Source organism: Streptomyces sp. HSS9-12, assembly GCF_054963655.1.
Genome location: NZ_JBUEGC010000033.1, coordinates 33,316 through 48,899 on the forward strand (window position 1 = coordinate 33,316; position 15,584 = coordinate 48,899).

Here is a 15,584-nt window from a genome sequence, read left to right on the forward strand (position 1 = left end):
GTGGGGGAAATCCCTGACCAGAAGTCGACAAATCTCCACACTGGCCCACTCGTTGACGCGGGCGCGGAGACCGTACGGATCACTGCGACGGGCTGTACCCCGAGCCGCCGCCCGAGTCCGGTCCGCCGAGCTGCGAGATCCAGTCCTGTACAGAGCGGAACCAGTCGGCGGTGGCGTGCCAGAAGCTCTTGCCGTCGGCGATCCACTGCTGGAGCGGGGTGAGCTCCCAGATGAGCCATCCCGCCACAAACAGAATCACGATCATGAAGAGGCAGCCCTTGAGGCAGCCCAGCCCCGGGATCCGCATCGGGGCACTGCGGCGCGGCTCCCGGCGCGGTGGGGGCTCGGGGGCCGGCCGGCGCGGCGGCGCGTACCGCTGCGGCTGTGGCTGGTGCCGGCGCGGCGGCTGCTGGGGCTGGCGCGGCGGGGCGTAGGCGGCCGGAGCGGGCGCCGGACGGCGCTGGGGCCGGCGGCGCAGCGGGTCCTCGCTCGGGTCGAGGTACTGGACCTGGGTCTGCTCGTTGCGGTCGCGGGCGGCGCGCAGCTGGTTCTGCCAGGGGTGCTCGCCGTCCTGCCCGGGCGGGCCGTCGGGGGCCGGGGGCATCGCGCGTGTGGGGTCCGCTCCGCCGGGGCCGCTGCCATGGGGCAGGACCTGGGTGGCGTCGGAGTTCGGGCGGTCGTTCAGGCCGCTGGACGACAGCACGCTGGTCGCGGCGTTCGGGTCGTACGAGCCCGAGCCGGACGGCAGCACCTGCGTGGGGTCGGCGTTCCCCGCGGCCCCCGCGGCTGCGTACCCGGCCCCCGTGCCGGGTACGGGCGCGGGCGCCGGGTCGGGCATGAGCAGCGCGGCGACGCCCAGCGCGGCCTCGGCCTCCGCCGGGGAGGCGTGCACGCCGATGCCCGAGGCGACGACGCGCAGCCCGCGGGCGAGGTTCTGGGCGCTGGGCCGCTCGTCCGGGTTCTTGCGCAGGCAGCGCTCCATCACCGTCCACAGCGGTTCGGGGACGGTCGTGGGGCGGCGCGGCTCCTCGCTCAGGTGCCGGTGCAGCACCTCCAGCGCCGTGGCGCCGGCGAACGGCGGGCGCCCGGTGACCAGCTCGTACAGCAGGATGCCGGCGCCGTAGATGTCGACAGCGGAGGTCTGGGGGCGGCCCTCGGCGGACTCCGGCGCGACGTACGTGGGCGTGCCGACGAACTCCTGGGTCTGGGTGAGGCCGGGCGAATCCGCCAGCCGGGCGATGCCGAAGTCGGTCAGCATCGGGCGCATCGGCACGCCGTCCTGGGTACCCGTGAGAAGCACGTTGGCGGGCTTGAGGTCGCGGTGCACCACGCCGTCGGCGTGGCTGGCGGCCAGCGCGTCGGCGATCTGGGCGGTGAGGAGAGCGGCCGCGACGGGGCTGAACGGGCCGTTCTCGCGCAGGTAGCGGTGCAGGTCCGGGCCGTCGACCAGGTCCATGACGAGCGCGAGCAGGTCGCCCTCGACGACGAGGTCACGGGTGCGGACGATGTTGGGGTGGGTGAGCCGCAGCAGTACGGACCGCTCGCGCAGAAAGCGCATCACGATGTCGGGGTCGCTCGCCAGCTCTTCCCTGAGGACCTTGATCGCGACGGTCTCGCCCGGCTGGTCGAGGGCGGTTGTCTCGGCACCCGCCGTCTCGCTCGCGCTGAGGCCTGACGGCCGAGGGGGGACCCCCACGCGGGCACGCCAGACGGTGCCCGTGGCTCCGCGTCCCAGCGGCTCCTCGAGCAGGTACTTGCTGCCTACCGGCCGCACGTCATGTGCTCCCTGATCGCCATGGATGTAACTGGACGGGGACCGGGCGGTCCCACCGACCGGTCCCGCTTCCCGAGCGAGGCCGCCCACTCCGGGGCGGCCCGTCTGGCCTCCGGCGCGCGGGACGCGGCCGTCCGATCCACTGTAGTGGCATCGCACGCGCTATCGGCTGTTCAAGACCACCCGGGCTTGCCAGGAAGACGCGCGGCCGTGGCGGATGGTTGCCACTCCGCCCCGGGCTCCTGCGGCACTCTCCGCAAATGGCCGACATCCGGACGAGAGTGCACCGGAACCGGTCCCGAACAGGCACTTTCACACAGGCCACCGATCCGCCAAGATCACTTCGTTGGCTGTCGCCGGGCGGAATGTCGGTGGCAGGTGCGAGGATGCACCCAGCACGGAAGCGGTGGGGAGCGGGGGCTCCCCGCGACGTGGTGACCTGTACGTGCCATGCGCCCGTGCACGGTGGGGGGAGCTGGCCGCCGACCGGAACCCCTTGTCGCGCATCAGGGCAGAAGGGACCGTTGACGGCGATGCACATCCGGCTGACCGTCCTCGGGCCGCGCGGCGGCCGTTCCGCGCGCGCCTGCGACGTGCTCGTCACGGCGCCGGCCGGGACCGCGCTCGCGGCAGTGGCGGGCGGGCTCGCGGCGGCCGTCGCCGCGTCCTCCGGTTCCGACGCCCCGGCCGCCGGATCCTCCGGATCGGTCGTCCTGTACGCGGGCACCGAGCGGCTCGACCCGCAGCGCTGTGCGCTGGGCGAGCCGCCGCTCACGGACGGGGCGGTGCTGTCGCTGAACGCCCCGGCCGAGCCCGGCCGGCACCCCGGTGTACCGCAGGAGGCGCCGTCGGACGCCTCGGCCCACCTGCATGTGGTGGCGGGGCCCGACGCGGGCGGCGTCCATCTGCTGCACGACGGCAGGATCCGTATCGGCCGGTCGGGGGAGGCGGACGTGCCGCTCGACGACCCTGATGTCTCGCGGCTGCACTGCGAAGTCACCGTCGGTGACGACGGCCGCATGACCGTGGCCGACCTCGGCTCGACGAACGGCACGACGCTGGACGGCACCCCTGTCGGCCCGCGCCCCGCTCCGCTCCGGCCGGGCGCGCTGCTGCGCATCGGCGAGTCCGCGCTGCGAGTGGGCCGCGCGGGGCCTGACGCCCCGCTGCCGGGCGCGCTCCCCTCCACCCCGGATGGCGAGGGGCACCTGCGGGTCGCCCTGGGAGCGCCTGTGGACTCGGCTGGCGCGGGGGTGCGCGGGCCCGCTGCCGGGACACCGGCGGCAGGCACAGACACGGCCGGCGAACAGGCCGGAGTAGCGGCGACTGACGCCCGGACGGCTGTCGGGGCGTCCGGCTACGGCCGGGACGAGAGCCACCACGGTTACGGGGCGAGCCTGTCCGGGCCGGAGGCCACAAGTGGCCATCCTGCCCCGGACGCCCCCGCACACCGGCCCACCATTCCAGGTGCGCGCTCCGGCGCCGAGGGCCGCCACACCGCACCGACCGGCGCCCACGCCGCCGCGCCCCGGCCGGACAGCTCGTATCCGGCGACCGCCGGAGACCACTCCGACCAGCCCTGGACCGGAACGACGCGCCCCACCACCGCGGGTACGGGCGTCTCCCCCATCGGCGAACCCTCGGACAGCCATGGCAGGGACCGGCCGGACGACCGGCCCGGTCGCACACGCCCCACCACCGCCGGAACGGGCGTCTCCCCCGTTGGCACACCGGCCGACAGCCACAGCGCGAACCGGCCGGAGAACCGGCCCGGACCCACGCGCCCCACCACGGCCGGAACGGGCGTCTCCGCCATCGGCACACCAGCGGACCGCCACAGCGCGAACCCACCGGGCAGTCAGCCCGCGGCGGCTGACACCGGCTCCCGAAGGCCGTATCGCGAGGGATCCTCCGACGCCGGCACCGCAACCCCACGCACATCGGGAAGCGGCGCGTTCAGCGAGCTGCACACGACTGCCCCAGCGGACAGTCCCCAGACCACCTCACGCGGTTACAGGCCCACGCCCGGGACCGCACCCGGCGGTGCGAGCGCGTACGACGCCGTAGGCTCCGCCCGCGCTCGGGGCGCCGAGGTGCCCGCCCCCTACGGCGTGGGAGCGGTCGGCAGGATCTACGAGACACATGCCGGGCGGCCGCGCGCGGCGGATGCCGACGAGGCGCCGCGCCGGACCGCGTGGCTCGGGCGCGGGATCGGCGCATTGGCCAGGCGGCTGGGCGGCGGGCGCGCCACGCAGGAGTACGCGCCTGGCGCAGACGCCCGCACACCCCACGGCAGCAGGGCCGAGCAGACCGCTATCGACGACGCCGCGACGAACACCCGGTGGCCGGACCCGGCCGACGTGCTGCTGACGGCTCTCGGCCCCGGCCCCCGCCTGTGGGAGCGCGGCCCCGGGCACCCGGACGCGATGGCTGTCCGCCTCGGCACCACCGACCGGCCCGGCGCCCCCGCCACCCCCGTCACCATCGGTCTGCGGCAGGTCGGCTCCTTCGGGCTGGCCGGGCCCAGGGCGCGGCTCGCGGGGCTGGCCCGTTCTGTGGTAGCGCAGCTGGCCGCCCTGCACTCCCCCGCCATGCTCGACATCGTCCTCATCAGTACGGACCGTGAGCGCGGCACTGCCGAGCGTGTGGACGAATGGGCCTGGCTGGGCTGGCTGCCCCACGTGAGGCCGCGGCATGGCCAGGACTGCCGGCTGCTGCTCGCCTACGACCGGGAGCAGGCCACGGCCCGTGCCGCCGAGTTGACCCGGCGGCTGGGCGGCGGGTCGCTGGGCCCGAGCTGGGTCACCGCCGACCGGGCGACGGTCGCGGCCGAAGCGCAGCGGTACGAGGGCCCGTACACCCTGGTGATCGTCGACGGCGACCCGGGCTCGTCCGCGCTGCGCGGAACGATCGCGCGGCTGGCGGCCGGCGGACCGGTCGCCGGTGTCCACGTCCTGTGCCTGGCCGAAACACCCGCGGCCTCCCCCATCTCCCCGCTCTCCGCGACCTTCGACGCCGCGTGCACCACCTCGCCCGCGTTCTCCGAGTGCGGGGCGGCCGCGCTGCTCAGCGGTGATGTGGCGACGGCGGTGCGCGTCCTGCCGCTGGGGCCCGGTGGGCCGCTGGACAATGGCGTGGTGGCGACCGTGGACGCCGTATCGGCCGCCTGGGCCGAGCGGTTCGCGCGGGCGCTGGCGCCGCTGCGGGCGGCCGGCGGCGGCGCAGGGGCCGGGAGCGGTGCGGGCGTCGCGGGCGGGCTCCGCGCGGTGGCCGCGGCGCTGCCGCGTACATCCCGGCTGCTGGACGAGTTGGGGCTGGCGCGGGCCACCCCGGCCTCGCTGACGGCCCTTTGGGCCGAGGCGGAGGACGCGGTCGGCGGCCGGGCCCATACGGTGCTGGGCGCCGGACCGTACGGCCCGCTCACGGTGGACCTGGCTGCTGAAGGCCCTCACCTGCTCGTCGAGGGCGGGCCGGGCACCGGCAAGACGGAGTTGCTGCGCTCGCTGGCCGCGTCCCTGGCCGCCGCCGACCGGCCTGACCGGATGTCCCTGGTCCTCGTGGACGGCGACGGCGTGGGCGGCGAGGAGGACGGCGGCGGACTGCGCGTGTGCACCGAACTGCCGCACGTCTCGACGCATCTGGCAGCCTCGGATCCGGTCCGGATGCGGGAGTTCGCGCAGGCGCTCAGCTCGGAGCTCAAGCGGCGCTCGGAGCTGCTGGGCGGCGTGGACTTCGCCACCTGGCGCACACAGCGGGCGGTGGCGGCGCGTCTGGTCGGGCCGCGGCGTCCGGGCCAGTATCGGGTCGCGGACCGGCGTGGGGATGCGGAGCCCGTGCCCCAGGCGCGGCAAGGCGGTGCCGGGGACGGGCCGTTGAGGCTGCGGGCCGGTGGCGGCGGGTCGGCGGGCGAGGGCCCGGACCGGAGGACGGACGAGCCCGCGGCGGCCGTTCCGGCCCTGCCCCGGCTGGTGGTGCTGGTCGACGACTACGACGCGCTGGTGGCACCGGCCCTGGGCAGTACGGGGCGACCGGCGGCAGGCTCCGTGGTGCGCGCGCTGGAGGCGGTCGCCCGCGAAGGGGCGCGGCTGGGCGTCCATCTCATCGCCGCGACGGGCCGGCCGGACCGTACGGCTCAGACCGCGGCCGCCGAGCAGGCAGGGCTCCGGATCGTCCTGGACGCCCAGTCGGCGGGGGCGGACAGGGGCTCGGAGGGCGAAGGCGATCCGGGTGAACTGCCCGTGGGCCGCGGCCGGTTGCTGCGCGCGGATGGCTCTCAGCTGCCGTTCCAAGCGGGCCGGGTGTCGGGGCGCATTCCGCGTACGGCGACGCTCCGGCCGACGGTGGTGCCGCTGGACTGGGAGCGCATGGGCGATCCGCCGACGCGCCGGCCCGTACGGGAGCTGGGGAACGGGCCGACGGACCTGGCGCTGCTCGCGAGCGCCCTGCAGCGTGCGGCCCAGTCCGCGAACGCGACCTCGCCCCCATCGCTGATCTGACCGCGTCCGGCACCGGACCCCTGCCGTGTTCCCCCTGCCCGCCCCAGCCGGCGGCCGGGCGGCGGCCCGATTCCGTGGCTGCCTGCTCACGCCTGTGCCGGCAGATCGCCTGAGGCGCAATCCAGGCGCACAGCGCCGACCGGCCGGGTTTCAGAGCCGAATTGAGCGCATATCACAGACCCGTCACGATCAGCCAGTTGAGCACGAAGGCGGTATTGCGACAGATCACGGTCCGGCGTAGGACTGACGCTGCGGGACGTACGGATCACGTTGCGCGGCCGTCTGGGCGAGCCGCGCGACAACAGCGGGGGTTCCCCATGGCGGAGCCCTGGGGAGGACGGCAACGTATGCGTACACCACGGGCAACTCGAGCCGCACTGACCATCGTCACGGCGGGAGCGCTCGCTCTCACCGCCGCCGGCTGTGGCAGCGGTGGCGACAACGGCAAGGGCGAGGCGGACGGCGGCGGGCAGAGCGCGCACACCGTCCACCTGCCCAAGCTGAACGGACAGAAGCTGCAGGTCGCGGCCGTGTGGACCGGTGCCGAGCAGAAGAACTTCACTGCGGTTCTGGACGAGTTCGAGAAGCGCACCGGCGCCCAGGTCAGCCTGGTGCCGACCGGCGACAGCATCTCGACCTTCCTCGGTACCAAGATCGAGGGCGGTCAGCCGCCGGATGTCGCGATGCTGCCCCAGGTGGGCGCGCTCAAGCAGTTCGCCGCGAAGGGCTGGCTCAAACCCGTCAGCAGTGAGGTCCAGGCCCAGCTCGACAAGAACTACTCCCAGGGCTGGCGGGGTCTCGGCGCCGACAACGGCAAGCAGTACGGCGTCTATTTCAAGGCCGCCAACAAGTCCCTGGTCTGGTACAACACCAAGGCCTTCGAGAACGCGGGCGTCTCCGAGCCCAAGAGCTGGAAGGACTTCCTGGAGGGCGCCCGGACGATCTCCGCCTCCGGCATCCCGCCGGTCTCCGTCGGCGGCGCGGACGGCTGGACCCTCACCGACTGGTTCGAGAACATCTACCTCTCCCAGGCCGGCCCGGAGAAGTACGACCAGCTCGCCCAGCACAAGATCAAGTGGACGGATCCCTCGGTCAAGCAGGCGCTGACGACCCTCGGCCAGCTCTTCGGCGACAAGACGCTGATCGCCGGCGGCCAGAGCGGCGCGCTGCAGACCGAGTTCCCCAAGTCCGTCACCCAGACGTTCACGGGCGGCGACACTCCCGGAGCCGCGATGGTGTTCGAGGGGGACTTCGTCTCCATCAACATCGCCACCGACACCAAGGCGAAGATCGGTACGGACGCCAAGGTCTTCCCGTTCCCGGCCGTGGGCGATCAGGCCCCGGTGGTCAGCGCCGGCGACGCGGCCGTGGCCCTGAAGGACAGCAAGGGCGCGCAGGCCCTGCTCACCTTCCTCGCCTCGACCGACGCCGCCGAGATCTGGGCGAAGGCGGGCGGCTTCATCTCGCCGAACAAGGCACTCGACCTGAAGGCCTACCCCAATGACGTCCAGCGCGACATCGCCAAGGCGCTGATCACGGCAGGCGACGACTTCCGGTTCGACATGTCGGACCAGGCTCCGGCGTCCTTCGGCGGCACCAAGGGCGAGGGCGAGTGGAAGGGCCTCCAGGACTTCCTGAAGAACCCCAAGGACGTGGCCGGCGCTCAGCGGAAGCTGGAGGCCGACGCCGCCAAGGCATACCAGAGCTGACAGGTCGTCACCACCATGGCGACAGCGACCGCGGGGGGCGCGGCCGCGCCCGGCACGCCGCCCCCCGCCCAGGGACGTCAGGGACCTCGGGAACAGCCGCGCAAGGGCGTGCTGGGCACCCGGCCGTGGGTGGCGGCCTCCTTCCTGCTGCCCGCGCTGGTGCTGCTCGGCGCGCTCGTGGTCTACCCGATCGCGTACTCCGTCTCCCGAAGCCTCTTCGACGCCACCGGCTCCGGGTTCGTCGGCCTGGACAACTACGTCCAGGTCTTCACCGATGACGACATCCTCACCGCGGTCAAGAACAACCTCGTCTGGGTGATCGTCGCACCGTCCGTCTCCACCGCTCTCGGCCTGATCTACGCCGTGCTGACCGAACGGGTGCGCTGGGGCACGGCCTTCAAGCTGATCGTCTTCATGCCCATGGCGATCTCGATGCTCGCGGCGGGCATCATCTTCCGCCTGGTGTACGAGCAGGACCCGGACCGCGGGGTCGCCAACGCCGTATGGGTGGGGGTGCACGACACCTTCGCGGAGGCCTCCGCCTACCCGGGCGCCCGGCCCGGTCCGCTGGCCGGAATCGCACCGTCCGGCGGCGGCTCCTTCACCACGAAGTCGCCCGTGCGAGCCGCAGTGCCCGCCAAGCTGCCGCTGGTCGGCGTGCCGGCCGCGAAGCTGCCCGCGGACGCCGAGGACGCCAAGCCGGCCGCGCCCGCCGACGGGAAGATCACCGGCACGGTGTGGCTGGACTTCACCAAGGGCGGCGGCGGCAAGCCCCATGTGATCGACAAGGGTGAGAAGGCGCTCGCCGGGATCACGATCGAAGCCGTCAAGAACGGAAAGACCGTCGCCACGGCCACCGCCGGCAAGGACGGCACGTACAGCCTCCCCGCGGACAAGGCCGAGGGAGCGAAGCTGCGGCTGCCCGCCGGCAACTTCGCGGAGCAGTACAACGGCGTGGACTGGCTCGGACCGTCGCTCGTCACCCCGGCCATCATCGGCAGTTACGTCTGGATGTGGGCGGGCTTCGCGATGGTGCTGATCGCGGCGGGCCTGGCCGGGGTGCCGCGCGAGCTGCTGGAGGCGGCGCGCGTCGACGGCGCCAATGAGTGGCAGGTCTTCCGGAGGGTGACGGTGCCGCTGCTGGCGCCGGTGCTGGCGGTGGTCCTGGTCACGCTGATGATCAACGTGCTGAAGATCTTCGACCTCGTCTACATCATCGCGCCGGGCGCGACGCAGAAGGATGCGAATGTGCTGGCACTGCAGCTGTATCTGTCGTCCTTCGGGACGGACGCCAACCAGGGCGTCGGCAGCGCGATCGCGGTGCTCCTGCTGCTGCTCGTGGTGCCGGTGATGGTCCTGAATATCCGCCGGATCCGGAGGGAGGGCCGACGATGACCCCGTCGACGGATGCGGTGCCCGTACCCGCCACGCCGGTGGCGGAGCGGAAGGCCGGCCCCTCCCTCGCCTCGCGCCTCGCGGCCCGTACGAGCGGCGGTCTGGTGCAGGCCTTCCTGATCGTGGTCGCCCTCTTCTGGCTGATGCCCACCGTCGGCCTGCTGCTCTCCTCACTGCGCGACTCGACCGACATCGCCACCAGCGGCTGGTGGGAGGTCTTCACCGCACCCGCCCAACTGACCAGCGGCAACTACGCCGACCTGCTCGGCAATGACACCATCACCGGCTCACTGCTGACGACCGTGCTGATCACGGTTCCGTCCACGGTCCTGGTCGTGGTCATCGGATCGCTGGCCGCATACGCCTTCGCCTGGCTGGAGTTCCCCGGCCGGGACTGGTGGTTCCTGCTGGTGGTCGGGCTGTTGGTGGTGCCGGTTCAGGTGGCGCTGATCCCGGTCGCCAAACTCTTCGACAGCATCGGGATCTTCGAGACGACCGTCGGCGTGGTCGTCTTCCACACCGCCTTCGGGCTGCCCTTCGCCATCTTTCTGCTGCGCAACTTCTTCGCGGAGATCCCGCGCGAGCTGCTGGAGGCGGCGCGGCTGGACGGGGCGGGTGAGGTCCGGCTGTTCACCCAGGTGGTCATGCCGCTGGGCGGTCCCGCGATCGCCTCGCTCGGGATCTTCCAGTTCCTGTGGGTCTGGAACGACATGCTGGTTGCCCTCATCTTCGCCGACGGCGGCTCGCCACCCATCACGGTCGCCCTGCAGCAGCAGGTGCGCCAGTTCGGCAACAACATCGACGTCCTGGCGCCCGGTGCCTTTGTGTCGATGGTGATTCCACTGGCCGTCTTCTTCGCCTTCCAGCGGCAGTTCGTCTCAGGTGTGATGGCGGGCGCCGTGAAGTAGCCATGAGAGACAACGAAGCCCGGTGAGTGCGGCCAGGATCCGAAGCCGCCCTCACCGGGCTTCCAGTGCCGCGTCAGCCACCGATACGGGATACGGCCGTCACTTCCGCTCGTACAGGGAAGCCGTACCGTTGTGCGCCCGCTCGGTGAACACCCGCCTGAAGTCCTGGCGCAGCACGGCGAGTTTGGCCTGTTCCCGGGCATCCGCGCGGAACGACCTCCGCTTCTCGGCACCTGGCAGCGCCACCACCCAGACCCGCTCCGCCCGTGCCAGCCGTGCGCGCACCACCCGGGGCTCCGCCTCCCTGCCGTTGAGGGTTCCCGACACCACGACCGGCTCCCGCAGGGCCACGTCCCGCAGCCCGGTGAAGTCCCCCGGGTACGCGAGCGCGATGCTCCGCTGGTACCACGGGAGAAACAGCAGCGCGTCGCCCGGCCGGGTCCGGCCGTGCAGCAAGGCGGCAACAGCCGCGAAGTCGTCCGGACGGCTGGTGCGTTGGCGGTCCCGCTCGTGGACCGGCAGCTGCCACAGAAAGGCAGCGGCGATGGCGGCCACCCCGGCCAGCGTCACGGGCCGCAGCCGACGCGCGCCGGAGAAGGTTCGTACGAGCCATGGCCGGACATGCCGCACCAGCACTTCGGCGCCCGTGGCGGCGAGCAGCGGCACCCCGGCGAGCGCGAAGAGCACATAGCGGTTCACGTACAGCGGCTGCCACTGGGATGCGCCGAGCAGCAGTACGGGCGGCACGGCGGCGAGCGGGAGGGCCACGGCGACCGGTCCGAGCGGTCCGGTGCGGCGAAGCGGGCGGAGCAGGGCGGCGGCCATGAGCGCGAGATTGGCGGCGAGGACCAGCCTGCGGGGTCCGGCGAAGTGGTATACCAGAGCCCGCACCGCCCGGCGGCCCGGGGTGTTGATCCAGGCAACCTGGGCCTCCTGGCCGCGGGAGATGAGGATCAGCGGGACGAGCACGGCAGTTGCCGCAGCCGCCGCGACAGCCCATTGGCGCAGGATCCGCAGCGGCGTGCGCGAAACCAGCAGGGTGAGCGTGTGTGCGGCCAGGAGCAGCAGCGCGAACTCGTGCAGAAGCGCGGTTACGGCGACCACCGCGCCGTACGCCGTCCAACGCCGGGCGGAAGGCCGCTCAACCGCGCGCAGCAGGCACAGGGTGGCGAGCGCGGCGCCCGCCGCGACCAGGGCGTAGGAGCGGCCTTCCTGGGCGTAATGGCCCACGAAGGGCGTGCCGGCGTAGAGCAGCCCGGCCCACAGGCCGACTCGGGGCCCGGCCAGGCGACAGCCCAGGGCGCCGACGAGCCCGGCGGTGCAGCTCGCGGCGAGCAGGGACGGCAGCCGGAGCGCGACCTCGTCGGCGCGGATGGCCAGCACGGCGTGCATGAGCAGGTAGTACAGGCCGTGCACGGCATCGAGGTTGCCGAGCAGGTGCCACAACTGGGGCAGCGTGCGCCGCGCGACCTGGAACGTGGCGGCTTCGTCCCGCCATACGGTGCCGCGGTTCACGCCCCACAGCCCGGCGCAGAGCATGACGGCAGCGGGGAGGAGTGAGGCTGCGGCCCGTGCCGCCCTGCCGTTCGTTCCGCCGACCGTCCCCTGGCCACTGCCACCGGTCCGCGGAGCCGTCGGCAGCGGCGGGTCCGGCCGCGGGGGCGGGCTGATCACCGTGCGCACGGCCCGATTTTCCAGGCTTCGCACCTCAAATCCGGCCATTGACAGCACCCAGGACTCGTTGACGCGGCGGATGGGTTCGATCCCGGTCCGGAACAGCCCCCGCTGACTGCTGTCCGGCAGTCCCCGCTGCCTGCCCAACCGTCAGAAGGCATTCGTCTTCTTTTACGAGACCGGCTTGGAAGGTGTTCACACCTCGCTGAGCGCCGCCTCAAAACCCTCGGGTCAACCATGGCCCGAAATGCGGAATTCACTCTGAACATGCACGCTTGTCACATATGACAGCACACGCATCACCGACACCGTCCGCGGCGGCGGCGCAGGTCAGCGTCATCGTGATCGGCTTCAACGACGCCGGGCACATCGCAGACGCGGTGCTGTCCGCCCTGGGCCAGGGCCCGGCCGTGGCGGAGGTTGTCGTGGTCGACGACGCCTCCACCGACGGGACGGCGGACGTGCTGCGGACGCTGGCCGACCACTGCCCGCGAGTCCGCGTGGTGCTCCGTACGGCCAACAGCGGCGGCTGCGGCACGCCGCGCAACGACGGCCTGCGGCACGCGACCGCGCGCTATGTGATGTTCCTGGACAGCGACGACGTGCTGCCGCCGGGCGCCGTGACGGCGCTGCTCACCGCCGCCGAACGGCACGCCGTCCCCGTCGTGGCGGGCGCCTGCGTACGGCGCGAGCTGCCGGGAGGGCCCGAGGTGCGCTGGCAGCGCGCGCTGTTCCGGCGGGAGGCGGTGTACGACAGCCCCGCCGAACGACCACGCCTGGTGCGCGACACCCTGTGCGTCAACAAGCTCTACGCACGCTCCTTCCTGGCCGAGCACGGCATCGGCTTCCCCGAAGGCGCCGTCCGCTACGAGGACTTCGTCTTCACCGCGCGCGTGCTCGCCGCCGAACCCCGGATCGCGGTCATCCCCGACCCCGTCTACCACTGGCATGTCCGCCGCTCCGCCAACAGGCCCTCGCTCTCTTTGGACCGCGGCGGCATCGACAACTGGCGCCGCCGCCTGGACGCCCACCGCCGCGCCGTCGAGATCTTCGAGGAGGCCGGGCAGAAGAAGCTGGCCTTCGCTGCCCAGGTGAAGTTCCTCGACAACGACCTGCGGATGTACGTACGGGAGCTGGGCACCCACGGCACCGGCTATCGCGCCGCCTGGTGGCAGCTGACCCGCGGCCACCTCGCCACCCTCGACGAGGCCGAGCTGCGCGCCGCCCGCGCCCCCGCCCGCTGGATCGCCGGCGTCATCTGCGCCGCCGACGGCCCGCGCGACCTGGAGCGGCTGGCCGCGCTTGCCGGCCGCCCGGCCCGGCTGCTACCGCCCTACGCGCGCGTGAACGGCCGGCCGGTATGGGCCGAGGACCTGTCCGCAGTGCCGCTGGACGGGCTCGACAGCGGCCCGCTGTACCGGCTGCCGGTCAGCGTCGACGCCGATCCGCTCATCGGCAAGCGGTCCCGGCTGCGGATCCGGGTGCACGAGATATACGGGCGGCTCGCGGCGGCGGGGCCGCTGGCTGTCGACGTCGAGCTGTGTGCCCGGGAGGACGGCCGCGTGGGTCAGACCCGCAGCGCCGTACTCAACCAGCAGCAGCCGCACGGGGCCGAGCCCGCGTCCTGGACCGCCGAGCTGACGTTCGACCTGGATGCCCTGGCCGCCGCCGACGGCACCAAGAGCACCGGCCTGGGCGTGTGGGACGTCCGGGCCCGGCTGCGCTGCGCGGACGGCGGCTGCCACGCCACCGCAGTGCGCGCCCTCGGCCCCGGCCTGCGCCGGACCGCCGTCCCGAGCCGCCTGCACGGGCTGCTGCTGGTCCACCCGTACGCGACGGCCGGCGGCTCGCTCGCGCTGCGCATCGCGCCCGGGCCGCGCTCGGCGGCCCGGGTCGCCGCCCGCAGGCTACGGCGCGTGGCGACCCGTACCCGCCGCCGCTGAGCGCCCTCGCGCCGCGACGGCCGCCCTGGATGACTGCCACAAAGATCCGATTCATTCATCCAGTCGCCCGGGGCAAAGAGGGCCCCGGCCGCCGCCTGCAAGCCGTCCCCCATGCCCTCGGTGACCAGACCCCGGACGCTGTCCAGAGTGGCCTGGCGCTGTTCCCACGCTGCGCTTCCCCGGTCCATGCCGTTGGTGTATTCCTGCACGATCGGCAGGAGGAGCTGGATGTGTCCACGGAGCAGCTGCTCCAAGTCCGCCAGTTCCTCGTACGGCGGCAGGGCGCGCCGATCCGCCGTCGCCTGGTCGATCGTCAGGCCGATGCGGTCCACGTCGATCGCGGATTCCTCGCCCGCTGTTCTCGCTTGCTCAGGCGCGTCAGCCTCGGCGCTGATGTTGGTGGTGCTCACGGCAGCCCCAGTGGTCGTCGGTGATCGCTCAGTCACTGACGGTAGGACCGCTGGGAGTTGAGAAGGGGCACAGTTTGTGCCCCCTCGATTACGCGGCCAGCAAGCCCAGTTTGACGGCGAGGTCCGACGCACGGCGCCGCCGGTCCGGCCGCTTCGACTCGGCCTCCTCGAGTACGATCCGCTTCGCGTAGCCGTTGTATCGGATCGTCTCTGGCGCGGCCTCGTGGGCCTTCTCCAGCGTCGCCAGCGCGACATCGGGCTGCCCGTCCAGCTGGTATCCGCGGGCCTCCTCGATGCGGTGCCGGGCCCGCCGCGGCCGGGACGGGATGGAGAGGGCATCGGCAGCCGCGGCCTGCCGTACAGACTCCCCGCCGGCATGCAGCTCCACAGCGACCGTGACGGCATGGGCGCCCATGATGGCGCGGGAGAAGGACGTCACCGGGTGGTAGTAGTCGGCGGGCAGGCGATCGGCCATGGCGCGCGCCTGGTCCCAGTAGCGCCACGCTGTACCCGTTTTGCCTCGGGGGCGGCGGTGTACCCGGCTTCGAAGGTGAGGGCACCGGCGATGGCAAGCACGTGGTCTTCTGCGTCCGGCAGGAGCGGTTCGAGGTATGCGAGTGTTTGGAGGTTCACCGCGTCTGCGGCATCGAAGTGCGAGGGGCCCGAGTCGCGGTGGGCCTGGGCCATGAGCCAGGCGGCGACGCCGATGGCGTGCGGGTCCTCGCTTTCCTGTGCGGCGATGAGCCCTCGCTCGGCGACGCGCCACAGTAGTGCGGCGTCGGGCTGGTAGGCGATGAAGAACTGGGCGAGCGAGTAGACCTGGGCAAGTACAGCTTGGGCCGCCCGGCAGCCCGCTGTGGTGTCGGCCTGGCGCACCGCGAGTTGAGCGTCCGGATCAGGTCGGGAAGCAAGGCCCCGATGACATCCCGGTGGTTGGGTGCGGAGTGGCGCGCGGCCCACGCGCGGGCCAGGCGAGCCACCAGATGCTCGGTCGGCGGCGCCTCCCGCTCGGTGATGAGCGGGAATGTGTCAACGGCGGCTTTGACTGCGCCGAGCCTTGGGTGGCCGGGGCCGGTGAACAGGCCGACGTGCACGGACTGGTTTCCAGTGAGGTCGGACAGGTCCCGGACGCGCAGCAGCTCGGCGATGCGCAGGATGACCTCTAGTTTCGGGGTCTTGAGCCGGCCGGTCTCGACGGCTTTGACCCAGGACCCGGAACGGCCGAGCAGTCCGCCAAGCTGGTCTCGGGTCATGCCCTTTCGGGTACGGAGGATT

7 protein-coding genes and 2 pseudogenes are annotated in these 15,584 nt (G+C 72.8%); 5 read left to right on the forward strand and 4 right to left on the reverse strand.

Annotation, left to right across the window (positions count from 1 at the left end; genetic code table 11):
- Positions 1-79: 79 nt before the first annotated feature.
- The gene (locus tag ACY34J_RS18645; protein WP_462727601.1) at positions 80-1,774 is read right to left on the reverse strand and encodes a serine/threonine-protein kinase; all 1,695 of its coding nucleotides are present in this window, start codon (positions 1,772-1,774) and stop codon (positions 80-82) included.
- 533 nt (positions 1,775-2,307) lie between these two features.
- Here ACY34J_RS18645 and ACY34J_RS18650 point away from each other — a divergent pair.
- From ACY34J_RS18650 to ACY34J_RS18665, 4 genes are all read left to right on the forward strand, one after another.
- Positions 2,308-6,270: an FHA domain-containing protein gene (locus ACY34J_RS18650; protein ID WP_462727629.1), complete on the forward strand. Its 3,963-nt coding sequence runs from the start codon at positions 2,308-2,310 to the stop codon at positions 6,268-6,270.
- Between the two features lie 347 nt (positions 6,271-6,617).
- A complete protein-coding gene (locus tag ACY34J_RS18655; protein ID WP_462727602.1) occupies positions 6,618-7,979 on the forward strand; it encodes an ABC transporter substrate-binding protein in 1,362 nt (453 codons plus the stop codon).
- A gap of 15 nt (positions 7,980-7,994) precedes the next feature.
- Positions 7,995-9,374 carry a carbohydrate ABC transporter permease gene (locus ACY34J_RS18660; RefSeq protein WP_462727603.1) on the forward strand — a complete coding sequence of 460 codons (1,380 nt, stop codon included), beginning with the start codon at positions 7,995-7,997 and terminating at the stop codon, positions 9,372-9,374.
- Entirely contained in the window at positions 9,371-10,282 is a 912-nt protein-coding gene (locus ACY34J_RS18665) for a carbohydrate ABC transporter permease (RefSeq protein ID WP_462727604.1), read from the forward strand. Before ACY34J_RS18660 ends, ACY34J_RS18665 begins: the two co-directional genes overlap by 4 nt.
- A gap of 99 nt (positions 10,283-10,381) precedes the next feature.
- On the opposite strand, the gene ACY34J_RS18670 is transcribed toward ACY34J_RS18665, so the two are convergent.
- Complete coding sequence (locus ACY34J_RS18670; protein WP_462727605.1) at positions 10,382-11,965, reverse strand: glycosyltransferase family 39 protein; 1,584 nt, start codon at positions 11,963-11,965, stop codon at positions 10,382-10,384.
- Positions 11,966-12,240: 275 nt separating this feature from the next.
- Between ACY34J_RS18670 and ACY34J_RS18675 the strand changes: the two genes are divergently transcribed.
- The gene (locus ACY34J_RS18675) at positions 12,241-13,899 is read left to right on the forward strand and encodes a glycosyltransferase family 2 protein (RefSeq protein WP_462727606.1); all 1,659 of its coding nucleotides are present in this window, start codon (positions 12,241-12,243) and stop codon (positions 13,897-13,899) included.
- Between the two features lie 92 nt (positions 13,900-13,991).
- On the opposite strand, the pseudogene ACY34J_RS18680 reads toward ACY34J_RS18675, so the two are convergent.
- Positions 13,992-14,441 (reverse strand): annotated as a pseudogene (locus ACY34J_RS18680) (DUF6415 family natural product biosynthesis protein); the annotation flags it as partial.
- Positions 14,398-15,562, reverse strand: a pseudogene (locus tag ACY34J_RS18685) (helix-turn-helix domain-containing protein). The pseudogenes ACY34J_RS18680 and ACY34J_RS18685, both read right to left, overlap by 44 nt.
- Positions 15,563-15,584: the final 22 nt, after the last annotated feature.

Coding starts and splice junctions, on each gene's coding strand:
- ACY34J_RS18655 (WP_462727602.1), top strand. CDS start 6,618: ATGCGTACACCACGGGCAACTCGAGCCGCACTGACCATCGTCACGGCG.
- ACY34J_RS18660 (WP_462727603.1), top strand. CDS start 7,995: ATGGCGACAGCGACCGCGGGGGGCGCGGCCGCGCCCGGCACGCCGCCC.
- ACY34J_RS18650 (WP_462727629.1), top strand. CDS start 2,308: ATGCACATCCGGCTGACCGTCCTCGGGCCGCGCGGCGGCCGTTCCGCG.
- ACY34J_RS18665 (WP_462727604.1), top strand. CDS start 9,371: ATGACCCCGTCGACGGATGCGGTGCCCGTACCCGCCACGCCGGTGGCG.
- ACY34J_RS18675 (WP_462727606.1), top strand. CDS start 12,241: ATGACAGCACACGCATCACCGACACCGTCCGCGGCGGCGGCGCAGGTC.